The following is a 25,301-nucleotide window of genomic DNA, read 5'->3' on the forward strand; positions in this document are numbered from 1 at the left end:
ACACCAGCATGCGCATGGCCGCTCCCGAATTACGCATCGACCCGCCACCATCTCGGCAACAACTCCCGCACCGACCGCTGCGCAAACCGGTCGTCGATCAGATACACCACGCCGCGGTCCTCGCTGGTGCGGATCACCCTGCCCGCCGCCTGCACGACCTTGCGCAGGCCTGGATACAGGTACGCGTAGGCATAGCCGTCGCCGAACGTGTCCTCCAGCCGGCTGCGCAGCTGCTCGTTGACCGGATTGAACTGGGGTAGGCCAAGCGTGGCGACGATGGCACCGATCAGGCGGTCGCCTGGGAGATCGACGCCCTCGGCAAAAGGCCCGCCCAATACGGCAAAACCCACGCCGCGGCCGCCGGGCCGGAAGGCGGCGAGGAATTCGGCCTGCTCGGCCTCGCCCATGCCGCGCGCCTGCGACCAGCTCGGGATATCGGCGTGCCGCTGCGCGAACAGGGCCAGCGCATCGCCCAGGTAGTCGTGGCTGCTGAAGAACGCGAGATAGTTGCCCGGACTGTCGCGATACTGCGCGGCGATCAGTTCGACGATATCGGGCAGCGAGCGCTGCCGATGCGCGAAGCGGGTCGAAATATGCGACGCGACGCGAACGCGCAGCTGGTCCGGCTGGAAGGGCGACGGCACCTCGTGCCAGACCCATCGCTCCGGCAGGCCCAGCATATCCGCGTAGTAGGAGGCCGGCGCCAGCGTGGCCGAGAACAGCGAGACCGAATGCGCCGCCGCCAGTCGCGGCCGCAGGAAATGCGCCGGCACCAGGTTGCGTACCCCCAGACGGACATTGCCGTGCGCGCCGCGCGCCGGCATGCGCGTCATGTCGAACACGGAATGCGGACCGATCTGTTCGGCGAGCCGGCAGAATTGCAGCACATCGAAATAGAAGCGCTGCAGCGCCGGGTCCTGCTCGGTGGGCCGCTCCGTGAACCGTTCCAGCAACGCAGCGCACAGCCCTTCGAAGGCATCGAGCAACGGCGCCGGGACTTTCGCCTCGGCCCGATAGTCGCCGGCCAACATCTTCGCCGCGGCATTCCATTGGCGGCCGACGCGATCGAACGCGCGGCGCAGCTCCACCGGCGCCTGCCGCCGCAGCGCGCGGAATTCGGCCTGATCGAGCGTGGCGCTGTACATGTCGCGCGCCCGCTCCGGCAATTGATGGGCCTCGTCGACCAGCACGCTGACGCGCCAGCCGTCGTGCAGCGCAAAGGCATGCAGCAGCGCCGTGCGGTCGAAGTAGTAGTTGTAGTCGGCCACCACCACATCGCTCCAGCGCGCCATTTCCTGGCTCAGGTAGTACGGGCAGATGTCGTGGGCCAGCGCGATCTGGCGGATGTGGCCGCGGTCCAGCATTGTCTGCTGCGCCGCCTGCGTACGCGCCGCCGCCAGGCGGTCATGGAAGCCGCGCGCCAGCGGACACGCTTCGCCGTGGCAGGCACGGCCCGGATATTCGCAGGCCTTGTCGCGGGCCACCATCTCCAGCACGCGCAGGGGCATCGCTTCCCGCTGCGCGGCCAGCCCGCGTGCGGCTTCCAGCGCCAGCGCCCGGCCGGTCGAGCGGGCCGACAACACGAACAGCTTGTCGATCTTCTGCTTCGGCATCGCCTTCAGCGCGGGGAAGATCGTGCCGACCGTCTTGCCGATTCCGGTGGGCGCCTGCGCGAGCAGGCAGCGGCCGGAGAGGTTCGCGCGATAGACCGATTCGGCGAGTTCGCGCTGGCCGGCCCGGAATCCGGCATGCGGAAAGGCAAGCGCCTCCAGCGACAGATCGCGCTCGGCGCGATGCGCCAGCTCCTGCTCGGCCCAGCCGATGAAGGCACGGCATTGCGCCTCGAAGCCGTCGCGCAGCGCCACCGCGGTAAAGCGCTGCGCCTCGGTTCGCTCGCGCCCGCTGACGATATCGAAATAGACCACCGCGATGTCGATATCGTCGAGCGCCTCGCGCTGGCACATCAGCCAGCCGTAGACCTTGGCCTGCGCCCAATGCAGATGCCGATGATGGGCCGGCACCTCGGCCGCATCGCCGCGCACGGTCTTGATTTCCTCGAGCCGCCGCAGCGCCGGATCGTAGCCGTCGGCACGGCCGCGCACGCGCAGCGGACCGAAGTCACCGCTCAGCGCGATTTCGGTCCGATAGCCGGCAGGCCGGCGGGACGTCACGGTGGCATGGCCCGCCACGCCCTCCAGCGCGGTCGGCGAAGGGGTGAACCGCAGGTCCAGATCGCCGGCGCGGGCGGTGAATTCGCAAAGCGTGCGGACCGCGACGATGTAGCGCGGTTCGTCGTCGGCCGCCACCACTGGCCCGACTTCCCCGCACGGCGAAGCGGGGAGCCGGTCCTGGGCGATGGCGGAAGAATTGGGCGGAGTGGCAGTAACAGCGGCGGGCATCGATAACGGCAGGGGATCGCGCCATTTCGGTGAGGCCCTTCGTTGACGTCGTTCGTTGGGGCCGAAATGGACTGTATAAATATACAGGTACGCGACCGGCGTGTCGATGTCCCGGCGTCACCACCGCATTGGCGCGATCAATCCACCGTGATATTCGCGCTGCGCGCCACCTTGCCGAACTTCTCGTATTCCGCCTGCGTCAGCGCTTGCAGCTCGGCGGCGCTCGACGACTTCGGGTTGAAGCCGGCCTGCACCAGCTTGTCGCGCACCGGCGCACTGCCCAGCGCCTCGACGAACGCCGCATTGAGCTTCTGCACGATGTCGGCCGGCATGCCGGCGGGCCCGTACACGCCGAACCACGGGTCGACCGAATAGCCGGCCAGTCCCGCCTCGGCCAGCGTCGGCACATTGGGCAATGCCGGCGAGCGCGTGGTGCCCGCCACCGCCAGCGCGCGCAGCTTGCCGGCCTGGATATGCGGCAGCGAGGCCGGCAGGTTGTCGAACATCACGGGGATATGTCCGCCCAGCATGTCGTTGATTGCCGGGCTGCTGCCCTTGTACGGCACGTGGGTCAGGCTGGTGCCCGTCATCTGCGCAAACATCGCGCCGGCCAGATGCATCGAGGTGCCGGTGCCCGCGGTCGCGTAGGTCAGCCCGGGATTGCGCTTGGCCCACGCCACCAGCTCGGCGACGGTCTTGACCGGCAGCTGATTGCCGACCTCCAGCACGATGGTCGACGTACCGAGCAAGCTCACCGCGGTGAAATCGCGGCGCGGATCGAAGGGCATCGCCTTGTAGATATGCGGGTTCAGCGCATTGGTAGAAATCGCGCCGAAGCCGATCGTATAGCCGTCCGGCGCCGCCTTGGCCACGGCCTCCATGCCGATATTGCCGCCGGCGCCCGGCCGGTTCTCGATCACCACGGGCTGGCCCAGCTTCTCGGCGACACGTTGGCCGACGGTGCGTGCCACCAGGTCGGTGGTGCCGCCCGCGGCGTAGGGCACGATGAAGCGGATCGGCTTGGTCGGATAGTCGGCCGCGCTAGCGGGCTTCGGCAGTCCAAGCATTGCCGTGGCCAGGCCGGCGAGCGCGATGGCGAGAACGGTACGGCGGGGAAGATGGCGGGCGCGAGGCGTCATGGGCGTGATTGGCGTCATGAGGCGGTCTCCTTTCGTGTGGTGATGATTTGCGTTCGTTGTTGTCGTTGTTGCGGCTCGCAGGCCGATGCCGAAGCCGAAGCCGAAGCCGAAGCCGAAGCCGAAGCCGAAGCCGATGCCGAAGCCGAAGCCGAAGCCGATGCAAGCCGGCGGGCGCCATCATATCCAATCCGCACGTGCGCGTGGGACCGTTCGAGACGGCAGACCACCGTCACACGCTGCCACCCCCGCCCGCTTCGCGCAAGGCATCGAGCGCGGCCACCACCGCGCCGCGGCGGAAGCTGTCCTCGCGCCAATACATCGACACCGAGCCGAAGCCCGACAGCCGCAACGGCACGATGCGCAGCGCGCCCAGATCCTCAAGACGGCGCGCGGTGCGGTGCGAGGCGACGCCGATCATGTTCGTATGGTTCAGCAGCGTCAGGTTCAGGATGGTCGAATTGGACTCGACGCAGCGCGCGGGCAACGGGCGCCCGGCCGCCGCCAACGCGGATTCGAGCGCATTGCGGATCGGCGTGCCGCGTGGCCAGATCACCCATTGGAACGATTCGAGCGCGTTCCAGTCGAGCGCCGCCATCGCCAGCAGTGGATGCTTGGGGCGCGCGACGAAGTGGATCGGCTCCATGTACAGCGCTTCGGTACGCAGGCGCGCGTCCTGCAACTCGGGCGCGGAGCGCCCGACCACGATGTCGAGCTCGCCGCGCGCGAGCCGGCTCATCAGCTCATCCATCGTGCTCTCGACCAGGCGGATCTGCGCGCCGGGCATCGCCTTGAGCAGCCGCACCACCGCCAGCGGCACGGTATCGGCCGCCGATGCGCCGGAGGTGCCGATCACCACGAGGCCGCTGCCGCCATCGCGCAGCGCCTGCAGATCGTCGCGCGCGCTATCGAGCTGCGCTTCGATGCGGCGCGCATGTTCGATCAGCGATTCGCCGTAAGGCGTCGGCCGCAGGCCGCGCGCGTGCCGCTCGAACAGCGGCAGGCCGATGTCCTCCTCGAGCTCCCGCAGCCACTTCGACAGGCCGGGCTGCGTGGTATTGAGCGCCGCCGCGGTCTGGCTCATGTTGCCGGTCTCGGCCAGGCTCAACAGCATTTGCAGGTTGCGAAGCCGCAGCCTGTGTGTCCAATCCATCAGGGAAAACCCTCCCAGTCATATCCATATTCGTATGGATCAGATCAACAATTCATTTTTCGAAATATACCTGCACGGCTACAGTTCCAACCAACGAATAACGACGAATGACGCGGACAAGCCCCCCTGCCTCTCATCCGCAGACGGGAGATGGGGGCCTCCGCCGGTGCCTTCTCGATTGGAGACCTCGATGTCGAACAGCAAGCGGGATATCGCCCGCGCGGCCTATTACGAGCAGATCGGACGCAGCCATATGGCGCCGCTGTGGGAATCGCTGCACGCGCTGGTGCCGCCGCAACCGCAGCCGAAAGCGCAGCCGGCGATCTGGAAATACGAGCAGATCCGTCCGCTGGTGATGCAGGCGGGTTCGGTAATCAGCGCCGACGAAGCGGTACGCCGCGTGCTGGTGCTCGAAAACCCCGGCCTGCGCGGCAAATCGAGCATTACGTCGACGCTGTACGCGGGCCTGCAACTGATCCTGCCCGGCGAAATCGCGCCCAGCCATCGCCATACGCAGTCCGCGCTGCGCTTCATCGTCGAGGGCCAGGGCGCGTGGACCGCGGTCGACGGCGAACGCACGACGATGCATCCCGGCGATTTCATCATCACGCCGTCGTGGACCTGGCATGACCACGGCAATCCAATCGAGTCCGACGGTGGCGAACCGGTGGTCTGGCTCGACGGACTCGATATCCCGCTGCTGCTGCAGCTCGATGCCGGCTTTGCCGAGAGCTATCCCGAAGCCGTGCAGCCGGTCACGCGGCCCGAGGGCAACAGCTTCGCGCGCTTCGGCAACAACATGGTGCCGGTGCGCCACCAGCCAACCGGCGGCAGTTCGCCGATCTTCAGCTATCCGTACGCGAGGACGCGCGAGGCGCTGGACCAGCTCTATCGCCATGGCGACCTGGACCCGTGGGACGGCGTCAAGCTGCGCTACGTCAATCCCGCCACCGGCGGCTGGCCGATGCCGACCATGGCCACCTTCATGCAGCTGCTGCCGGCGGGCTTCCAGGGCCGCACCTATCGCAGCACCGACGCAACGGTCTACAGCGTCGTCGAGGGCCGCGGCACCGCGCGCATCGGCGAGATGCAGTTCCAGTTCGAGCCACGCGACATCTTCGTCGCGCCATCGTGGCAGCCGGTGCAGCTGGCGTGCGTCGAGGACGCGGTGCTGTTCAGCTATTCGGACCGCCCTGTGCTCAGCGCATTGAATCTGCTGCGCGAGGAACGGCTCTGACCGCCTGCATTGGGACACCGGCGTGCGCGGGGCATACCGCCGCGCCCGTCATCCGCGCATTCCATTCCTGAACGATACGATCCTGCAAGGACTTCCCATGCCCTATGTTTTCGATCCGGCGCCCACCGTCGCCATTCCGGTCGCCGGCAGCGGCGATGACCGCTTCCCCGTCCGTCGCGTCTACTGCGTCGGCCGCAACTACGCCGCGCATGCCCGTGAAATGGGCTTCGATCCGGACCGCGAGCCGCCGTTCTTCTTCTGCAAGCCGGCCGACGCGGTGATTCCGGTGGCCTACGGCGACACGCTGTCGCTGCCCTACCCCTCGCAGACGCAGAACTATCACTACGAAGCGGAACTGGTGGCCGCGATCGGCCGTGGCGGCAGCGATATTCCGGTCGAGCAGGCGCTCGACCACGTCTGGGGCTATGCGGTGGGTCTCGACATGACCCGGCGCGACCTGCAGATGAAGATGCGCGAGATGGGCCGCCCCTGGGAAATCGGCAAGGCCTTCGATGCATCGGCACCGATCGGCCCGCTGCATCGCGCCGCCAACGTCGGCCACCCCGAGCAGGCCGAGCTGTGGCTGACCGTCGATGGCGAGACGCGCCAGCGCAGCAATGTCTCGCATTTGATCTGGTCGGTCGCGGAAACGGTGGCCTGCCTGTCGCAGTACTTCCGCCTGCAAGCGGGCGACCTGATCTTTACCGGCACGCCGGAAGGCGTCGGCGCGGTGAAGCCGGGACAGCAAATGGTGGCCGGCGTGCAGGGACTCGGCGAACTGTCGGTGCGCATCGTCTGAGCGGAAGCCGATCATGCAGCTGCACAGCTTCTTCAACAGCTCGACGTCCTACCGCGTGCGGATCGCGCTCGCGCTGAAGGGCCTGCCCTACGACTACGTGCCGGTCAATATCCGCAACGGCGCGCATCGCGACGCCGGCTATGTCGAGCGGATCAATCCCTCGGCCAGCGTGCCGGCGCTGGCCGACGGCGACATGCACCTGGGGCAATCGCTGGCGATCGTCGACTACCTCGATGCGCGCCATCCGGAACCGCGGCTGATCCCCGCCGACCCCGAAGCGCGGGCGCGCGTGCTGGAGCTGTCGTATGCGATCGCCTGCGACATCCATCCGGTCAACAATCTGCGCGTGCTGCGCTATCTGCAGGACACGCTGGGCGTATCGCCGGAGCAGAAGGATGCGTGGTACCGGCACTGGGTCGACGAGGGCCTGGCCATGGTCGAACGGCTGCTGGCCAAGCGCGCGGCCGGCCCGTGGTGCTTCGGCGACCAGCCAACGCTGGCGGACTGCTGCCTGGTGCCCCAGATCGCCAACGCGCAGCGCATGGGCTGCGACACCGAGCGCTTTCCGCTGACGATGGCGGTCTACCGCCATGCGGCCGAGCATCCGGCCTTCCGCGCCGCCGAGCCGCGCCGGCAGCCGGACTATCAAGGCTGAGCGCCATGCTGCCCGAGGAGCGGGACAGGAGACATCGATGAACACAACACAACAGGACCGCAAGGTCATCGTGGTCGGCGGCGGCATCGGCGGCCTGGCCGCGGCGCTGGCCCTCGCGCGGCAGGGCATCCGCATCGAATTGCTGGAACAGGCCGAACAGATCGGCGAGATCGGCGCGGGCATCCAGCTCGCGGCCAATGCCTTCGCCGCGCTGGACGCGCTCGGGGTCGGCGAGGCAGCGCGCAACCGCTCGGTATTCACCGACCATTTGATGCTGATGGACGCGGTCGATGCCAGCGAGGTCGCGGTGGTCGACGTCGGCGCGCGCTATCGCCAGCGATTCGGCAACCCCTATGCCGTGATCCATCGCGCCGACATCCATCTGTCGATCCTCGAAGCGGTGCAGGACCATCCGCTGATCCGCTTCCGCACGGCCACGCGGGTCGAGGGCCTCGAGCAGGACGACAACGGCGTCACCGTGATCGACCAGCGCGGCGAGCGGCACCGCGCGGACGCCGTGATCGGCTGCGACGGCGTCAAATCGGCCGTGCGCCAGGTGCTGCTGGGCGACGAGCCACGCGTCACCGGCCACGTGGTCTATCGCGCGGTCGTCGAACTGGAGGACATGCCGCAGGACCTGCGCATCAATGCGCCGGTGGTCTGGGCGGGTCCCCATTGCCATCTGGTCCACTACCCGCTGCGCGGCGGCCAGCAGTACAACCTGGTGGTGACGTTCCATAGCCGCGAGCAGGAGGTGTGGGGCGTGCGCGAGGGCAGCAAGGAGGAAGTGCTGTCCTACTTCGAAGGCATCCATCCGCGCCCGCATCAGATGCTGCATCGTCCGACCTCGTGGAAACGCTGGGCGACGGCCGACCGCGATCCGGTCGAGCGCTGGAGCTTCGGCCGCGCCACGCTGCTGGGCGACGCCGCCCATCCGATGACGCAATACCTCGCGCAGGGCGCCTGCCAGGCGCTGGAGGACGCGGTGACGCTGGGCGCCGCGGTCGAGCACTGCGACGGCGACTTCGAGGCCGCGTTCGCGCTGTACGACAAGGTCCGGATTCCGCGCACGGCGCGCGTGCTGTATTCCGCCCGCGAAATGGGCCGGATCTACCACGCCAAGGGCGTCGAACGGCTGGTGCGCAATTCGTTGTGGGTCGACCGCACGCAGGAGCAGTTCTACGACGCGCTGGCCTGGCTGCATGGATGGCGCGCGCAGGATTGCCTGAAGGCTCCGGGCCAGCGCCCGGGCTAGCCCGGCTCGATATTTCGTCGCTCGACGTTTCGTTGAAGCTCTTGCTGGACCACGTAGTCCCGCCGCCTCCCCACGGAGACGGCGGCGCCCCAGCTCATCCATTCAAAACCAGAATCCGGAGACAACCATGCCGCGCCCCGCCGCCATCGACGTGACGCGCTTCATCGACGAAGCGCCGTTATCGCCGTTCCAGATCCTGATCGTCGTACTGTGCTTCCTCGTCGTCGCCATCGACGGCTTCGATACCGCCGCGATCGGCTTCATCGCGCCCGCCATCCGCAGCGAATGGCAGTTGAGCCCGGCACAACTGGGGCCGCTGTTCGGCGCGGGCCTGGCCGGCCTGATGGGTGGCGCCTTCCTGTTCGGCCCGCTGTCGGACCGCTACGGCCGCAAGACGGTGCTGGTCTTCAGCGTGCTGTTCTTCGGCGTGGCCAGCCTGGTATCGGCCTGGTCGAACTCGCTGTGGGAGCTGATCGCGCTGCGCTTCATCACCGGCCTTGGGCTGGGCGGCGCGATGCCCAACGCGATCACGCTGACCTCGGAATACTGTCCCGACAAACGCCGCTCGTTCCTGGTGACGACGATGTTCTGCGGCTTCACGATCGGCTCGGCGCTCGGCGGGCTGGCCTCCGCGGGCCTGATCGAATCGTATGGCTGGCGCTCCGTGCTGGTGGTCGGCGGCGTGCTGCCGCTGCTGCTGGTGCCGGTACTGCTGGTGCTGCTGCCCGAGTCGGTCCGTTATCTGGTGACCGTGGGCAAGAAGCTCGATCGCGTCGCCGCGACGCTGCAGCGGATCGACCGCAACGCGGACCTGCGCGACGCCGGCTTCATGGTGCCGCCGCGCGCGCAGGCCGGCTCGCCGGTCTGGCATCTGTTCCGTCCCGATCTGTTGCGCGGCACCTTGCTGCTGTGGTTCGCCTTCTTCATGAGCCTGCTGGTGATCTACCTGCTGTCGAGCTGGCTGCCGACCGTGCTGCGCGGCACCGGCATCTCGCTGAAGCACGCGGCGCTGGTGACCGCGATGTTCCAGGTCGGCGGCACCGTGGGCGCCATCGTGCTCGGCTGGCTGATGGACCGGCTGAACCCGCACTACGTGCTGGCCGCGAGCTACACGCTGGCCGGCGTTTTCACCGCCCTGATCGGCAATGTGACCGCGAGCCCGGTGCTGGCCGCCGTCGCCGTGTTCTGGGCCGGCTTCTGCGTGTCCGGCTCCCAGGTCGGCGCCAACGCGCTGTCGGCGGCCTACTATCCGACCGATTGCCGCGCGACCGGTGTCAGTTGGGCCAACGGCGTGGGGCGCATCGGCTCGGTGGTCGGCTCCGTCGGCGGCGGCGCGATGCTGTCGCTGGGTCTGGGCATGCCGGCGCTGTTCGTGCTGGTCGGCATTCCGGCTGTACTGGCCGGCCTGACGATGCTGGTGCTCGGCCGCGGGCATCCGGGCGGCCGAGCGGCGATACCCGCGGTGCAGGGCTAGGCGCGCTTCAAGCGCTCATATTTCGCTTCGCCGAGAAAGGCGCCCTGCTTGACCAGCAAGGCCTGCAGTTCCGCCACGTCGATGTCGTGCGGCGAACGGCCGTCGCGCACCGCCAGCGCGGCTGCGGTGCCGGCCGCCTGGCCCATCACGAAGCAGGCGCCGGACACGCGCGCGGCCGATTGCCCGTCATGCGTCATCGACGCGCAGCGGCCCGCCACCAGCAGGTTGTCGACGCCACCCGCGCTGGCGCGGCGAGGCAGCAGCATCCGGTATGGCAGCTGGTTGTAGCCGCGCGAATCCGGAATCGGCGGCCAGACCCATTGCACGTCGCCGGCCACATGCTTTTCCAGCGGCCAGCCGTTGACGCCGATCGCATCGGGGAAATCCGCGCAGTTAAGCACATCGTCGGCGCTCAGCATGGTTTCGCCGATCAGGCGGCGCGTTTCGCGGATGCCGAGCTGCGGCGCGATGTCGAGCGCGTAGGCGTTCTCGAAGCCTGGCACCCTGGTGCGCAGGAAGCGCAGGTACTCGACGATCTGGCGGCGGCCCTCGATCTCTCCTTCGCTCAGCGACTGCGCATCGGTGCCGTCGGTTGCCGAGCCGTCGAGCTTGCGCAGCTGGGTCACGTTGACGCGCCACTCGTAAGGATGCTTCTGCGGGCGGACCACCGCGCCGCGCCGCGGGAAGCGGAATTCCCCGGCGGCCTCGGCCTCGTCCATCAACGCCGGGATCGTCTTCCAGGCCTCGCCCGCGCGTTGCGCATCGACATTGCCGACGCGGAACATCAGCGTGGGGTACAGCATATGTCCGTGGCCGTCGCCCTTCTCGGTCGGCACCCCGGCCCAGTGCGCGATGTCGGCGTCGCCCGAGCAATCGATGAAACAGCGCGCGCGCACCGCGACGCGGCCGGACTTGGTCTCGAGCAGCAGCGCATCGAGCGTGCCGTCCGCATGCCGCGCGACGCCGGCGGCCAGCGCATGGAACAGCAGATGAACGCCGTGGTCGGCCAGCAGCGCATCGGCGGCGCACTTGAACGCCGACATGTCATAGGCTTGTGCGTGGATCTTGCCGAGCACGAGATGCGGTTCGTTCAGGCCGTCGAGCCGGCGCATCCGCATCAGCAGATCGTCGGCGACGCCGTGCACCACCTGGCGGATCTCGCCGAATACGTTGGCATGCAGGCCGCAGAAGTTGGTCACGCCGGCCGCCGTGCCCATGCCGCCGAGGAAACCGTAGCGCTCGGCCAGCAGCACGCGCGCCCCGTTGCAGGCCGCCGCCGCGGCCGCGCTGATGCCGGCGGGGCCGCCGCCCAGCACGACCACATCGAAGGGGCCGAGCACGGGGACATCGCGCGCCGCCTCGGTCAGCGTGTCCCCGCGAGAGAGCCCAGAGCGAGCAGAGAGACCTTCCATTGTCGTTGCCATGCTAGTCCAGCCGAATCCTGTGTTTTTCGATGACCGGCTTCCAGCGTGCGACGTCCTCCGCCATCACGCGGCGGAACGCATCGGGCGTGTTGCCGACCGGGTCCATGAATTGGAGGCGCAGCTTCTCGCGCAGCGCCGGTTCCGCCAGCACCGCGACGATCTCGTCGTGCAGCCGCTTGACGATCGGCGCCGGCGTGCCGGCCGGCACCACATAGCCGATCCAGGCGTCCGCCTGCACGTCGGCGATGCCGGCCTCCGCGAGCGTCGGCAGGTCCGGCAGCGAGGGCGAACGCTTCGCGCTGGCCACCGCCAGCGCCTTGATGCGCCCATTCCTGACATGCGGCATCACGGTGGCCGCCGGCAGGATCGCCATGTCGACGTCGCCGGCGATCACAGCAGTGACCGCCGCGACGGAGCCGGGGTACGGCACATGGACCGGATCGGCCTCGCTGCGCGCGGCCAGCGCCGCCACTGCCAGATGCGAGATCGTGCCGGCCCCCATCGATGAATAGCTCAATGCCTTCGGTTGCTTCTTCAGCAGCGCCAGCAGTTCGGCGGCGTTGCGCGCCGGGACGCGATTGGCTACGACCAGCACCGCCGGCTGGCTGGTCGCGATGGTCACCGGCTGCAGGTCGCGCGCCGGGTCATAGGGCATCTTGCCGTACAGCAGCGAATTGACCGCCAGCGGACCGGCGATGCTGAGCCCGATCGTTTGTCCATCGGGTTTTGCCTTGGCGATGGCATCGGTGCCGATATTGCCGGCGGCGCCCGTCTTGTTCTCCACCACCATCGGCTGCCCCAGCCGTGCCGTCAGCCGTTCGCCGATCAGCCGCGCGGTGATATCGGGCGTCGAGCCGGCCGCGAACGGCACGATCACGCGCACCGGTCCGCTTGGCCAGTCCTGCCCATGGGAAAGCGTCGATACCGCGGCCGTCGCGGCCAGCGCGGTACAAGCGAGCCATCTCCCCAGCTTGCCTGTTTGCATTCAATGTCTCCAAGGATGTCTTGTTTGTATGCCGGCGCGCTATCCGGTGGCGCCTTGCGGCAAGATTAGGGCAATGGCACTATGGCGTCCATGCAATGGCTGACATAGGCGCAAGCGGGATTCTTAATAATGGATACGAAGCTGCTGGCGATCTTCGACGAGGTGTACAAGACGCGAAGCGTGTCGCGTGCGGGCGAACATCTTGGCCTGCCGCAGACCTCGGTCAGCCTGGCGCTTGGCCGCCTGCGCAAGCAGTTCGGCGATCCGCTGTTCGTCAGGACCGCCGAAGGCATGCTGCCGACCCCGCATGCGGAGACGCTGATCCAGCCGTTCCGCCAGGCGCTGGCGATCCTGCGCACCGCCACGCAGCAGCAGGTGGTGTTCGACCCGCCTCGATCGGAACGCACCTTCCGCATCAGCATGACCGATATCAGTCATCTGCAGTTTCTGCCGGGGCTGATGAACCGACTGCATGCGCTGGCGCCGGGCATTCGCGTGGAAGTGATGCGCATCTCCACGGACACGCCGAAGCAGCTCGAAAGCGGCGAGGCCGATCTGGCGGTCGGCTTCATGCCGGAGCTGGAGGCCGGCTTCTACCAGCAGCGGCTGTTTTACCAGGGCTTCGCCTGCGTGGTGCGACAGGACCATCCCCGCGTGGATCGGCGCATGACGGTGTCGCTGTTCAAGCGCGAGAAGCACGTTGCCATCACCGCGGCCGGCACCGGGCACGATCTGCTCGAGCGCGAGCTGGAGCGGCGGCGCGTCACGCGCAACGTCGCGCTGTCGCTGCCGACACTGCCGGGCCTCGGGAATCTGCTGGCCAATACGGACCTGGTTGCCACGGTGCCGCAGCGAGTGGCGCAAATGCTGATGGGCATCGCCAACGTCAAGGCGCTGGCCCCGCCCTTCCCGCTGCCGACGTTTTCGATCAAGCAGCATTGGCACGAGCGCTACCACCAGGACCCGGCCAATCGCTGGCTGCGTTCGGTGATCGCGGACCTGTTTCTCGATTAGGCCGTCGTGCCGCCGCGGATCGCCCGTATCATGCCGGCGATCCACACCACTCCTTACCCACACCGGCAGCGCCGGACGGTGACCCGCGATGGACTAGCTGTCAGCCTGTTCTGCGCATCGCGCGTGCGGCGGTGACCGGCGCGCGGCGACGATGCCGCAAGTGAAATCCGCGGCGGCTGTTGCCTGTCAGGCGGAAACCGCAGGCAGATCGCCGCGATGGACCACCTGGACCTTGTTGCCGTCCGGATCGCGCAGATTGCAGGCGGGCTTGGGAGTTGGGCGAAAATACTGGCGGTTAATTGCACTTATTCAGTGAAGGCCGCCGCCGCAGTAGTCCTCATTCGGCGCGATGCAGCGCCTTTGTCCGGTACAGCATGTAGAGCGCCACCGGCGCGCCGACCAGGCCAATCACCGCATTCAGATGGAACACATGCCGGCTCCACGGCAGATGCACCACCAGGTCGGCGGCAAGGCCGAGGACCGCGCCGACCAGCGCCGCACCGGGCAGCAGCACGCGATGGTCGGCGCAGCGCCACAGCGCGCGGGCCACCTGCGCGGAAACCAGTCCCAGGAAGGCCACCGGTCCGCAGAAGGCCGTCACCAGTCCCGTCAGCCATGCGGTGGCCAGCAACGCGGCCCGCTTGACCCGCGTCACCGGAATCCCCATCGATTCGGCATAGCGCTCCCCGAGCAGCAGGCCGTTGAGCGGCTTGACCAGCAACAGGCTGCCGAGCAGGCCGATCGCTACCCCGGGCACCAGCAGTTCGAGCTGCCGGCGCGTGGCACCGGCAAAGCTGGCGTCGTCCCAGGCCTTGAACGCCCGCGCCTGCGTTTCGTCGATGAAGTGCATCGAGGCGCTGATCAGCCCGACCGCCAGATAGCCGAGCATCAGTCCGGTGATCAGCAGCGTCACCGTGCCGACCCGGCGCGACAGCACCGCAAGCAAGGCCAGCACGGCGGTGGAGCCGGCGATCGATGCCAGTGCCATGCCGAGGTCGCCGACCAGTCCGTAGCGCAGCAGAAAGGCATTGCCCGCGACGCCGGCGATGGTGACCAGCAGTGCCGTGCCCAGCCGCGCGCCGTGCACGATGCCGAGCACGAAGGGATCGGCCAGCGGATTGCGGAACAGCGTCTGCAGCAGCAGGCCCGACACGCCCAGGGCGGCCCCGCTGACCATCGCGTTGATCGCCCGCGGCAGGCGAAAGCCCAGCACGATCTCGCGCCAGACCTCGGCCTCGACCGGCTGCGCGGTCAATGCCTGCAGCACGGCGGGCAGCGGCACAGCCACCGCGCCCAGCGTGAGTTCGGTCAGCAGCAACACCACGATGGCCAGCACCAGGCCGGCGAAGATCAGCGGAGCACGCCGCATGGAGGTCCGCGGCATCGGCGCCGTGGCAGAAGTCAGGGTCGTCACGGTAGTTTCCGCAGGAATCGAGAGGGGGGATCGGAGGTCGGCGTGGCGGCTTGCGCGGCTGAGACGACCTCGGCCGCTTCGGATGCCAGTTCGGGATGCAGCGCCGCGATGGCCTCGGCAAGCTGGATATGCGGCCGCGTCATGCTCTGGTCCTGGTAGGGATACGCCCAGGCCCCGGTATAGCCGCGGTCCCATGCATGGACGTTGCGGCCGGCCGCCGCAGCAAAGCGCCCGTGCAGCGGACTGGCGACAAGCCACGCTTCGAGATCGGCCCGCCCTCCCACCGTGCCGAGCCAGGCCGGCGCATCGACGCCGCGCGCATAGACGCGCTCGAACGGCAGATAGACCAGGCTGCCGGTGCCGCCGCCGTCCAGCACATAGCGTCCGCCCGCGTCCGCAATCAGCCGCGCGCGCTGGTTGTCCGCTCCGAAGGTCTCGAAGCTCTGTCGTCCCGCGGCAAAGCCGGACATCACCGCGGGGCGGGTCGGCGCACGCGCCGCCAGCGCGGCCAGCCGGCGATATGCCGCCTCGATCGACGCGAACTGCGCGTTGGCACGCTGTTCGCGGTTCGACAGCAGCGCCAGCAGCTTGAGCCATTCCGCGCGCCCGAGCGGATGCGGCTCGTGATGGTCCGCCTGCGCGATCGCACGCACGCCCAGCTCCCACAGGCGCGGATGCATATTGCCCTGCGGATAGGCCGAATAGAAGCTGAGATAGACATCGGCCTGCACCGACATCGCCTGCTCGATCGAGGCATGGCCGTAGCCCCACATATCATGGACCTTGCCCTGCTCGATCCGCGCCCGCACCGATGGCACGGTCACGCTGCGCACGTTTTCCGTGCCGTACAGGCGGTCCACCAGGCCCAGTTCGTCCAGCGCGCCGAGCATGGCCGCGTTGCCGGTGACCAGGCGCTGGATCGGCACCATGATCACCGGTACGTCGTCGCGATGCGGCGGCACCGGCGTACCGCACTGGACCAGCAGATATTCGAGCCGTTCGCCGGTGCCCACGCTCGGCGTGAAGCGCACGCGCTTGTAGTGCGGGCCGTATTCGACCTCGAGCTGGGACGAATGGGAAAACGTCGTCTTGTGCGGGAAGTAGTCGACGCCGGGGCGATAGTCGGCGACGCAGGCGGCATCGAGGTTGGCAGTGGGACCGGCGGCGCCGACGGCCTGTGTCGGCCACGTGGCGCGCGGCGGAGCTTCGATCCGCGTGCAGCCGCACAGCAGCATGGCCAGTGCGATGGCGGACGCCGTGGCCCGCGCGGTCGCCGAGGCGATCGCGGCCCGGGTTGCAGCCCGGGTTGCAGCCCGGGTTGCGGCCCCGGTTGCCGCCACGGTTGCCGCCACGGTCCTGCGCCGGTTCACCGCGGCCCCTGCGCGAAGGCCGTCGCCTTCGACGGCCTTCGTAGCGCCTCGACCAGCGCGCCAAGCGTCGGATAGCACGTCGCCACGCCGCCTTCACCGGCGACGGTATATCCCGCCGCATCGGCGCGCAGCGTCAGCGCGGCGGCGGGATCGCGCACATACCCGGCCCGCTCCAGCGCCCGTGCGGCCCAGCTGGCGCGCAGCCCCGCGCCTTCCAGCCGGATCGCGCGGGTTCCTGCCGGTCCCACGCGCAGCTCCGCGCGTTCGAGATCGAAGGTCAGTCCGTCGGCGGCAAAGCTCGCCCCCAGCACGCCGTCGATGGCGAGGTCCTCCGGTGCGCCGACATGCAACCGCCGCTGGCCGTCGATCAACCACAGCTCGTCGGCGTAGCGCAGCGCCAGTTCCAGGTCGTGCGTGGACAGCAGTACCGCGAGGCCATGCCGGTGTGCAAGATCCAGCAGCAGCTGCATCGTGCCGACGCGGCGCGGCAGGTCGAGGAAGGCGGTCGCTTCGTCGAGCACCAGCAAGCGTGGCTGCTGTGCCAGCGCGCGGGCAATCATGATCTTCTGCCGCTCGCCGTCGGACATCTCGGCAACCAGCCGCTCCGCCAGCGACAGGGCGCCGGCGCTCGCCAGCGCGTCGTGCACGATGCGATGGTCGTCGGGGCTCAGCCGGCCCGCCCAGCCCAGATAGGGATAGCGCCCCATGCTGGCCAGCTCGTAGCCGCGCATCAGCGTGCCGTCGACCCGCTCGGTCAACACCACGGCAAGACGCCGCGCACGTTGCGCGGCGGGCATCGCGTGGATCGACTCGCCGTCCAGATGCACCTGTCCCGCCACGGGCGCCTGCATCGCGCACAGCGTGCGGATCAGCGTCGATTTGCCGGCGCCATTCGCGCCCAGCAGGCAGACGAACCGCCCGCTCGGGATGGACAGGTCGAGCGGCCCGAGCAGCGGACGCCCGCCATGGCCGGCGAACAGTCCCGTGGTCGCCAACACCGTCACAGCGTCGCTCCGAAGCTGGCGAACACGGTGCGCGGCGCGCCCGGATAGGTCGGCACGAAGGCGCCGCCGGAGTCGTAATAGCGGCGATCGCCCAGGTTCTGCACCGTCAGCTGCAGCTTGTAGCGCCGCGCCTTGCCGAAGCGGTAGGCGATATTTGCGTCCCAGCGCGTGTAGGACGGCAGAGCGAACGAGTTCTCCGTGTTGGCCTGCCGTTCGCCCACATAGGTCGCGCCGATGCCGACGCTCAGTCCCGACGCGGCGCCGGCGAAATCGTAGGTGGTCCAGATACTGGCGGTGCGGCGCGGCGCATTGGCCAGCAGCTTGCCGACCAGCGCCGGATTGCTGTCGGCGGCGATCTCGGCCTTGTATTGCGTGTAGCTCGCCAGCACGCGCCAGCGTGGCGTGATGCTGAACGGCACGTCGATCTCCCAGCCGCGGCTGCGCTGCTCGCCGACCTGGACCACATAGTTGAAGTCCTCCGGATCGGAGACCACGCCGTTGCTGCGGCGGATGTCGAACAGTGCGACGGTCGGCTCCAGCCGGCCGTCCAGCAGGCTGAACTTGGCGCCGATTTCGGTCTGCTTGCCGCGCGACGGCGCGGGCAGCGTGCCGGCGCGCAGCATGCCGCCGGACGGTTCGGTCAGGAAGGACCGCGCCCAGCTGGCGTAGAACGACACCGGCTCGACCGGCGTCCACGTCAGCCCCACGCGCGGCGACAGCGCGTCGTCATGCCGGACCAGCGTGTCCGCCGCCTGCAGGTACTGGGCGCGCGCGCTGGTCCGCGAGCGGTCGTAGCGCAGGCCGAGCAGCAACCGCCAATGCGCTCCGAACTGCAGCTCGTCCTGCGCGTACAGGCCCAGATTGCGGCTGGCGTAGCGCGAGCCGTCGTACGGCAGCAGCGCGCCGGCGTTGGCGCCATGCACCGGGTGGTAGAGATCGATCGGCAGGTTCACCGGGAAGCCGCCCGGCCCGAGGTTCGCCTGCGCGCTGAAGTCCCATTCGTCCCAGTTGTAATCGGCACCGATCAATACGCGGTGGCCGATGCCGCCGGTATCGAAGCGGCGCGAGGCCTCCGCCATCAGCGTGGTATCGGTCTGCCGGTCGATATTGCGCTGCTTGCGGCGATTGACCTGCGGGTCGGGCCCATCGGCGCCGCTGAGCGCGGGGAATCCATACGGATACCAGACCGCATCGGTGCGCGCATAGGAGCGCAGCGCCCCGGCGCGCAACGCCCAGCCATTGTCGAAGCGATGATCGAGCACCAGCGAGCCCAGCGCGCTGTCGTTGTCCAGCCGCGCGTCCCGCTCGCCATAGTTGTAATGGATCGGCACGTTGAGAAACAACGGGCTGTTGCCGAAGCCGCGGTCGAAGGCGCCGCGCCGGCGGCCGAACTCGAATTCCGCGGTCAGGCGCGTCTGTGGTGCCAGCTTCCACTGCAGCACCGGCGAGACGAACAGCGTCTGCGCATCGACGAAGTCGCGGAAGCTGCGATTGTCCTGCCATGAGCCGGTGATCCGATAGCTCAGCGTGTCGCTGATCGGCCCGGTGCTGTCCACCGTCGCGCGGCGGAAGTCGTGGCTGCCGCCGGTCAATTCCACGCTGTGCTGCGGTTTGTCCAACGGCTTGCGGGTCACGATATTGACCACCCCGCCGGGCTCGAAGCGGCCATAGAGCGCGGACGCCGGGCCCTTGAGCACCTCGATCTGCTCGATGTTGGCCATCTCGTCGACCGGGGCAAAGACGCTGCGGCGAAAGCCGTTCTTCAGGTTCGCCGAGGTCGCGAAGCCGCGCAGCCGGAAGCGGTCGTTGCTGCCGCCCCAGCCGACTTGTGCCGTCACACCGGGGACCGTGCGGATGGCCTCCCCCAGCGTGAACACGCCACGGTCCTCGATCAACTCGCGCGTCACGGTCTGGATCGAGAACGGCGTTTCCTTCAGCGCGGTATCGCTCTTGTTGGCGGTGGGTGCGACCACCGCGCGGTAGGCCCGCTCGCGCGTGCCGGTAACGGTCACCGCCTCCAGCTCCGCGACCGCTCCGGCCTCGCCTTCCTGCGCCGCGCAGATGCCCGGCGCCGTGGCCAGCAAAGCCACGGCGGCGCGCTGCTGCCATCGGTTTGTATGAGGTTGTCTTTGCATGGTAGAGCGCACGGTGAGCGGGTCAGGGTGGATGAGATCGACGAGGTCGACGAGGCCAATAAGGTCGATAAGGCCGATAAGGTCGATAAGGTCGGCCAGGTCGACAAATCCGATAATGATATTGCATTATCATTAGAAGTCAATTGCGCCGAATCGGTTCTCGGTTTGATCGCCGTCAGACTGTTCGCCGCGAGCCGGGACACTGCGGGGAGAGCTGGCATGGCGGTTGCATTCCATCTTGGATACAAGCTTGGATGCACCAAAATGCGACCTGCCGCTGCCGACCCTATTCTTCATGACGAGACGTCCCCCGCCTGGATCCGGCGCTTGGACATCGCGCTTGCCGGCGCGGCCGACGGGCCGTTGGCCGGCCTGTCGTTTGCGATCAAGGACAACATCGATCTGGCCGGCTACCCGACCACGGCGGCCTGCCCTGCGTTCGACCGGATGCCGCGCGACAGCGCGCCGGTGGTGCAGAGCCTGCTTGCGGCTGGTGCATCGCTGTATGGAAAGACCAATCTCGATCAGTTCGCTTGCGGGTTGAACGGCACGCGTTCGCCCTATGGCGCGGTGCCCAACGCCTTCGATGCGCGCTATGTGTCTGGAGGATCGAGCTCGGGTTCGGCCTATGTGGTGGCCACCGGTGAAGTCGATTTCGCGCTGGGCACCGATACCGCCGGCTCCGGCCGCGTGCCCGCGGGGCTGAACAATATCGTCGGGCTCAAGCCGAGCAAGGGTCTGATCAGCGCCCGCGGCGTACTGCCGGCAGCGCAGAGCGTCGACTGCGTGTCCATCTTCGCGCGCACGGTCGACACGGCATCCCGTGTACTGGCCGTTGCCCAGGGCTACGACGCGCTCGACCCGTACTCACGCGAACTGCAGCTTTGTCGCTGCCCCTTTCCGGCCACCTTCCGTTTTGGCGTCCCCAACACGCTCGAATTCTGCGGCGATGCGCTTGCCGAGCGCGAATTCACCGTCGCGATCGAACGGTTGCGCGAACTGGGCGGCGAGCCGGTGACGATCGACTACGCGCCGCTCGCCGAGGCCGCTGCCCTGCTCTACGACAGCGCGCTGGTGGCCGAGCGCTACGCGGCGATCCGCCGCTTCTTCGATGCGCACGAAGCCGACGTGTTCGAGCCGGTTCGCAGCATCGTTGCCAGCGGCCGCGACTACAGCGCGGCCGACGTGTTCGACGCGCAGACGCGATTGCGTGCGCTCGGGCAGCGCGCGGCAGCGATGTGGGAGCGCATCGACCTGCTGCTGGTGCCGACCGCACCGACCCACTACACGATCGCGCAGATGCGCGACGACCCGATCGCGCTGAACCGCCATCTCGGCGCCTATACCAATTTCGTCAATCTGCTCGACTACGCGGCCTTGTCGGTTCCCAGCAGCCTGCGCGCGGACGGCCTGCCCTTCGGCATCACGCTGATCGGCCCATGTGGCAGCGATCTGCGGCTGGCCGAGCTGGGGCAGCGCTATCACCACCGCAGCGGACTGACGCAGGGCGCGACCGGCCTGCCGTTGCCCACGCCCGGCTCGATCCCTGGGCTCACACCCGTGGGCCAGGACACCGTGCGGGTGGCCGTGGTGGGCGCGCACCTGAGCGGCATGCCGCTGAACCGCCAACTGACCGAGCGCCATGGGCGCCTGGTATCCGCTGCCATGACCGCCGCCGACTATCGGCTCTACGCGCTGCCGGACAGCACGCCGGCAAAGCCCGGGCTGTTGCGCGTCGCGCCCGGCACCGGGCACCGCATCGCGCTGGAAATCTGGGAGATGCCGATGCAGGACTATGGCTCATTCGTCGCGCTGATCCCTGCGCCGCTTGGCATCGGCCGCATCCGCCTCGACGACGGCAGCGAAGTGCAGGGCTTCCTGTGCGAGCCGTTCGCGCTGGCCGGTGCCACCGACATCAGCCACTTCGGCGGCTGGCGCGCCTATGTCGCGGCCAACGCCTGACGGAATCGTCTCTCGCACCAACCATCGAGCCCCGCGCACGCCGAACACTGCCCGTGCCTCACTACCGACCAGCGACCTCAACCTCCAGGAGCGATCTGATGCCCCGTGAATCCATGCCCTCCCGCGCTGCCCGCGCGTTGCCGGCTTTCGACACCGCAACGCCGCAGCGCGGCCGCCGCAGCGTGCTCAAGGCCGCCGCCGCGACCGCGCTCGGCGCCATCGCCGCACCCGCCATCGTGCGTGCGCAAAGCGCGCCGCCGATCCGCATCGGTTTCTGGCCGGTCGCCTCGGGCTTGCCTTTCTTCGCCGCAATCGACAAGGGCTATTTCAAGGAGGCCGGCCTGAATGTGCAGGCGCTGAAGTTCGCCAGCCCGCAGCAGGTCACCGAAGCCATCCTCGCCGGGCGCGCCGAGGGCAGCGCCAGTGGAACCGCGTCGGCCGCGCTGGCGATCGGCGAGATCGCCCAGCCGGGATTGGTCAAGATCTTCTGCGCCAACCCGAGCAATGCCAGGTACGTGCTCGACGAATTCCTGGTCGCCAAGGAGAGCCCGGTCCAGCGCATCGCCGAGCTGAAAGGCAGGAAGATCGGCTGCGGGCCCGGCGTGCAGAACGTGCTGATGGCCAGGACGGTGCTCGAGCGCGCCGGCGCGACCGGCGCCACGGTGGTCGAGTTGCCGATCGGCCAGCATGTGGCCGCGATTGCCGCGGGCCAGATCGAAGCGTGCTACACGCTGGAGCCGACCGGCACGATCGGCCGCCTCAATGGCGCGACCCGCACGCTGGAGGTCGGCGTGATCGCCAAATACCTGCTGGGCGATCCGATGGCACCCTGGTTCGGCGGATCGGCCAGCCTGTCCAGCGAATTCATCGCCAGGCATCCCGACGTCGCGCGCAAATACATCGCGGCCTATCGGCGCGGCGTCGAACTGGTGCAGAAGAACCTGCCCGAGGCGCGCCCATCGCTGAAGGGCTATACCGCCATCGACGGGGCGCTGACGGCCGAGGTGCCGATGGTCGACTACGTGTTCTCGACCGATTTCAAGCCCAGCGACGTGGCGTACTTCCAGAAGTATTTCGACCTGTTCGCCGAGAAGGGCATCTTCAGCAAGCGCGTACTGGTCGACTCGATGCTCTACAAAGGTTGATTGCCATGCCGGAAACGACCACGTCTTCGCCTGTCTCTCCGCCATGGGCCGCCGCGGCGGCGGCATCCACGCCCGCGTCGCCGAAGGCATCGCTGGGCAGCCGCCTGCTGCCCTTCCTGGGCCCGCTGGTGCTGTTCATCATCTGGGACCTGGCCGTGCGCGGCGGCTTCATCAAGGCCATCCTGCTGCCGCCGCCGTCCGACACCATCGCCACGCTGGTGTCGGGCCTGCTCGGCGGTCCGCTGCTGACCGACTTCCTGGTGACGGTCGCGCGCACGCTGCAGGCCTTCCTCGTGGCTGCGGTCGTCGGCATGCCGCTGGGCGTGGTGCTCGGCAGCAACGAGAAGGCCTATCGCAGCGTCGAGTTCCTGATCGACTTCTTCCGCTCGACGCCGTCGTCGGCACTGATCCCGCTATTCCTGCTGATCTTCGGCGTCTCGGACATCAACAAGGTGGCGATCGCCGCGTTCGGCGCACTGCTGATCGTGGTATTCAACAGCGCCTACGGCGTGATCAACGCGCGCAAGCAGCGCGTGGCGGCGGCGCAGGTGATGGGTGCCTCGCGCTGGCAGATCTTCAAGGACGTGCTGATCTGGGAAAGCCTGCAGCCGTCCTTCGTCGGCCTGCGCTCGGCGGTATCGATGGCGCTGGTGATCGTGATCGTCGCCGAGATGTTCATCGGCTCGGAGAACGGCCTTGGCCATCGCATCATCGACGCGCAGCAGGTTCTGAACGTCAAGAGCATGTACGCGGCGATCCTGGCCGCGGGCGCGCTCGGCTATGTATTGAACATCCTGTTTCTGGTGATCGAACGCCGGATCGTGCATTGGAGCGGCAGATGAGCGCAGTGATCAACGCCCCCGTTTTCGCGGATACGCCGAAGCCGGCCTTCCGTCCCGGCCCCGCCGGCACGCATATCACCATCCGTGGGCTGACCAAGTACTTCGCCGGCTGGCCGCTGTACGAGAATTTCGATCTCGATATCCCGAAGGCCAAGATCGTCTCGATCTTCGGTCCCAACGGATGCGGCAAGTCCACGCTGATCAACATGATTGCCGGGCTGGTGCCGATCGACGCCGGCGAAATCCTGTTCGACGGCAAGTCGCTGAAGGACACCAAGATCGGCTACGTGTTCCAGAACTACCGCGAGGCGCTGTTTCCGTGGATGCGGACCATCGACAATATCGCCTACCCGCTGAAGATGGCCGGGCAATCCAAGGCCGAGGTCGACCGCCGCATGGCCGAGCTGGTCGCCTCCTTCGACGTCAAGTTCGACCTGAACCGCTATCCGTATGAGCTGTCAGGCGGCCAGCAGCAGACCGCATCGATCATGCGCGCGCTGGCGCCGAAGCCCGAAGTGCTGTTCCTCGACGAACCCTTCTCGGCGCTGGATTTCGAGATGACGCTGTTCATCCGCGAGAAGCTGCAGGAGGTCTTCATGCAGACCGGCACCACCATGATGCTTGTCTCGCACGATCTCGAGGAAGCGGTCTACCTGGCCGACGAAGTGCTGCTGCTGACCAAACGCCCCACGCGGGTCGCGGAAATCCTGCACTACGGCGATGCGCGACCCCGCACGGTCGAGACGCTGTCGCAGCCCAGCTTCGTCGATACCAAGCGGCTCAGCATGGAAATCTTCCAGCGCGAGGTGCGGCGCTGAACTGCGCGCGGCGCCGGAACGGCCCGCCGCGCGGTATGCTTCGAAGCAGCAGAAGACGGAGACACCTTCTTTCCATGCAGACCCTCGGCAAGCAGGCACGCGCGACCACCATCAAGGCGGTCAAGACAACATCCAGGACGGCGCCCAAGACGGCGCCCACAAAGGCGGCGCCGATGACCGCCCGCCCTCGCACCGGGACGGCAACCCCAACGGGAACGGCCGACGCCGACGCCGGCCCGCGGCGCTTGGTCGCCGACCAGGTCTACGACGGACTGAAGCGCGACATCGGCCAGTTCCGGCTGCTGCCCGGCGACCGCTTCACCGAACTGGAGCTGTGCGCCCGGCTGGGCGTGTCGCGCACGCCGGTGCGCCAGGCGCTGGTGCGTCTGCAGCAGGAGGGCTATGTCGAGGTGATGTTCCGCAGCGGCTGGCGCGTGCTGCCGTTCGACTTCGACCGCTACGAGCAGCTCTACGACCTGCGCATGGTGCTGGAAACCACGGCGGCGCAGCGCCTGTGCACGGGGACTGCGGTGTACGGTGCCGCGGTTGATCGTTCCCGCATGGAGCAGTTGGCCGCGATCTGGCTGGTGGAGCCCGCGCGGCGCAGTACCGACGGCGTCCAGGTCCGGCAATGGGACGAGGAATTCCATTGCGCGCTGGTCGAAGCGGCCGGCAATGCGGAAATGGCGCGGATACACCGCGACATCACCGAGCGCATCCGCATGGTGCGCAGTCTCGATTTCACCAAGTCGTTCCGGATCGAGGCCACCTACGAAGAGCACGCGCAGATCCTGCGCGCGATCCTCGCCAAGCGCGCCGACCAGGCCACGATGCTGCTGCGCGCGCATATCGGCAGCAGCCAGGCGGAAGTGCGCAAGATCACGCTGCACCAACTGCATCTGGCCCGACATCAGGGAGGGACCTCGGGCGACGGTCGCAGCTGACGCCGCGAAGCGGGTGTTTTCCCTCGGCGTATCGCTCGGAACGCGTGCCGCACGCATGTCGGGCGCAAGTGCTCTGTCACACGAGCTTCTTCAGTCGGCTCTTGTAATCCGCGCCGCGGCGGACGTAATCGGGGGC

General features: G+C 68.0%; 20 protein-coding genes. 11 read left to right on the top strand and 9 right to left on the bottom strand.

What is annotated here, in order from left to right; all coding sequences use genetic code 11:
• Positions 1–29 precede the first annotated feature (29 nt).
• The 3 genes from AC6EI8_RS02120 to AC6EI8_RS02130 form a co-directional block, all read right to left on the bottom strand.
• Positions 30–2,399: an ATP-dependent DNA helicase gene (locus AC6EI8_RS02120; RefSeq protein WP_498381150.1), complete on the bottom strand. Its 2,370-nt coding sequence runs from the start codon at positions 2,397–2,399 to the stop codon at positions 30–32.
• A gap of 137 nt (positions 2,400–2,536) precedes the next feature.
• Entirely contained in the window at positions 2,537–3,556 is a 1,020-nt protein-coding gene (locus tag AC6EI8_RS02125) for a Bug family tripartite tricarboxylate transporter substrate binding protein (protein ID WP_498381151.1), read from the bottom strand.
• A 211-nt stretch (positions 3,557–3,767) separates the two neighbouring features.
• The gene (locus AC6EI8_RS02130) at positions 3,768–4,688 is read right to left on the bottom strand and encodes a LysR substrate-binding domain-containing protein (RefSeq protein ID WP_149316022.1); all 921 of its coding nucleotides are present in this window, start codon (positions 4,686–4,688) and stop codon (positions 3,768–3,770) included.
• A 190-nt stretch (positions 4,689–4,878) separates the two neighbouring features.
• Between AC6EI8_RS02130 and gtdA the strand changes: the two genes are divergently transcribed.
• The 5 genes from gtdA to AC6EI8_RS02155 all read left to right on the top strand — a co-directional run bounded on the left by gtdA (position 4,879) and on the right by AC6EI8_RS02155 (position 10,108).
• Positions 4,879–5,925 (top strand): gentisate 1,2-dioxygenase, encoded by a 1,047-nt coding sequence (gtdA, locus tag AC6EI8_RS02135; protein ID WP_226105812.1) that lies wholly within the window; start codon positions 4,879–4,881, stop codon positions 5,923–5,925.
• A gap of 97 nt (positions 5,926–6,022) precedes the next feature.
• A complete protein-coding gene (locus tag AC6EI8_RS02140; protein WP_498381152.1) occupies positions 6,023–6,724 on the top strand; it encodes a fumarylacetoacetate hydrolase family protein in 702 nt (233 codons plus the stop codon).
• Positions 6,725–6,737: 13 nt separating this feature from the next.
• The gene (maiA, locus tag AC6EI8_RS02145; protein WP_498381153.1) at positions 6,738–7,379 is read left to right on the top strand and encodes a maleylacetoacetate isomerase; all 642 of its coding nucleotides are present in this window, start codon (positions 6,738–6,740) and stop codon (positions 7,377–7,379) included.
• A 37-nt stretch (positions 7,380–7,416) separates the two neighbouring features.
• Positions 7,417–8,634 carry a 3-hydroxybenzoate 6-monooxygenase gene (locus AC6EI8_RS02150; protein WP_265633868.1) on the top strand — a complete coding sequence of 406 codons (1,218 nt, stop codon included), beginning with the start codon at positions 7,417–7,419 and terminating at the stop codon, positions 8,632–8,634.
• 127 nt (positions 8,635–8,761) lie between these two features.
• Entirely contained in the window at positions 8,762–10,108 is a 1,347-nt protein-coding gene (locus AC6EI8_RS02155) for an MFS transporter (protein WP_498381154.1), read from the top strand.
• Here AC6EI8_RS02155 and AC6EI8_RS02160 read toward each other — a convergent pair.
• Complete coding sequence (locus AC6EI8_RS02160; RefSeq protein WP_226105821.1) at positions 10,105–11,520, bottom strand: FAD-dependent oxidoreductase; 1,416 nt, start codon at positions 11,518–11,520, stop codon at positions 10,105–10,107. The two genes, AC6EI8_RS02155 and AC6EI8_RS02160, sit on opposite strands and share 4 nt — an antisense overlap.
• Before the next feature lie 13 nt (positions 11,521–11,533).
• Positions 11,534–12,517 (bottom strand): Bug family tripartite tricarboxylate transporter substrate binding protein, encoded by a 984-nt coding sequence (locus AC6EI8_RS02165; RefSeq protein WP_498381156.1) that lies wholly within the window; start codon positions 12,515–12,517, stop codon positions 11,534–11,536.
• Between the two features lie 129 nt (positions 12,518–12,646).
• Here AC6EI8_RS02165 and AC6EI8_RS02170 point away from each other — a divergent pair, with 129 nt between their 5' ends.
• The gene (locus AC6EI8_RS02170; RefSeq protein WP_498381157.1) at positions 12,647–13,531 is read left to right on the top strand and encodes a LysR family transcriptional regulator; all 885 of its coding nucleotides are present in this window, start codon (positions 12,647–12,649) and stop codon (positions 13,529–13,531) included.
• Positions 13,532–13,868: 337 nt separating this feature from the next.
• Here AC6EI8_RS02170 and AC6EI8_RS02175 read toward each other — a convergent pair whose 3' ends face one another.
• From AC6EI8_RS02175 to AC6EI8_RS02190, 4 genes are all read right to left on the bottom strand, one after another.
• Positions 13,869–14,945 (bottom strand): FecCD family ABC transporter permease, encoded by a 1,077-nt coding sequence (locus tag AC6EI8_RS02175; RefSeq protein WP_498381158.1) that lies wholly within the window; start codon positions 14,943–14,945, stop codon positions 13,869–13,871.
• Positions 14,942–16,180 carry an ABC transporter substrate-binding protein gene (locus tag AC6EI8_RS02180; protein WP_498381159.1) on the bottom strand — a complete coding sequence of 413 codons (1,239 nt, stop codon included), beginning with the start codon at positions 16,178–16,180 and terminating at the stop codon, positions 14,942–14,944. Before AC6EI8_RS02180 ends, AC6EI8_RS02175 begins: the two co-directional genes overlap by 4 nt.
• A 131-nt stretch (positions 16,181–16,311) precedes the next feature.
• Entirely contained in the window at positions 16,312–17,319 is a 1,008-nt protein-coding gene (locus tag AC6EI8_RS02185) for an ABC transporter ATP-binding protein (protein WP_498381160.1), read from the bottom strand.
• Positions 17,316–19,409 carry a TonB-dependent siderophore receptor gene (locus AC6EI8_RS02190; protein WP_498381161.1) on the bottom strand — a complete coding sequence of 698 codons (2,094 nt, stop codon included), beginning with the start codon at positions 19,407–19,409 and terminating at the stop codon, positions 17,316–17,318. The genes AC6EI8_RS02185 and AC6EI8_RS02190 overlap by 4 nt, the downstream gene beginning before the upstream one ends.
• Before the next feature lie 309 nt (positions 19,410–19,718).
• Between AC6EI8_RS02190 and atzF the strand changes: the two genes are divergently transcribed.
• The 5 genes from atzF to AC6EI8_RS02215 all read left to right on the top strand — a co-directional run bounded on the left by atzF (position 19,719) and on the right by AC6EI8_RS02215 (position 25,165).
• Positions 19,719–21,416, top strand: coding sequence for an allophanate hydrolase (gene atzF, locus AC6EI8_RS02195; RefSeq protein ID WP_226105832.1), 1,698 nt, complete (start codon positions 19,719–19,721; stop codon positions 21,414–21,416).
• 113 nt (positions 21,417–21,529) lie between these two features.
• Complete coding sequence (locus tag AC6EI8_RS02200; RefSeq protein WP_226106302.1) at positions 21,530–22,561, top strand: ABC transporter substrate-binding protein; 1,032 nt, start codon at positions 21,530–21,532, stop codon at positions 22,559–22,561.
• Between the two features lie 5 nt (positions 22,562–22,566).
• Positions 22,567–23,403, top strand: a complete 837-nt coding sequence (locus AC6EI8_RS02205) for an ABC transporter permease (protein WP_226105834.1) — start codon at positions 22,567–22,569, stop codon at positions 23,401–23,403.
• Positions 23,400–24,221: an ABC transporter ATP-binding protein gene (locus tag AC6EI8_RS02210; RefSeq protein WP_498381162.1), complete on the top strand. Its 822-nt coding sequence runs from the start codon at positions 23,400–23,402 to the stop codon at positions 24,219–24,221. The genes AC6EI8_RS02205 and AC6EI8_RS02210 overlap by 4 nt, the downstream gene beginning before the upstream one ends.
• 173 nt (positions 24,222–24,394) lie before the next feature.
• Positions 24,395–25,165, top strand: a complete 771-nt coding sequence (locus AC6EI8_RS02215; protein ID WP_226105838.1) for a GntR family transcriptional regulator — start codon at positions 24,395–24,397, stop codon at positions 25,163–25,165.
• Positions 25,166–25,301 lie beyond the last annotated feature (136 nt).

This window comes from Cupriavidus sp. R6-3 (genome assembly GCF_059772245.1).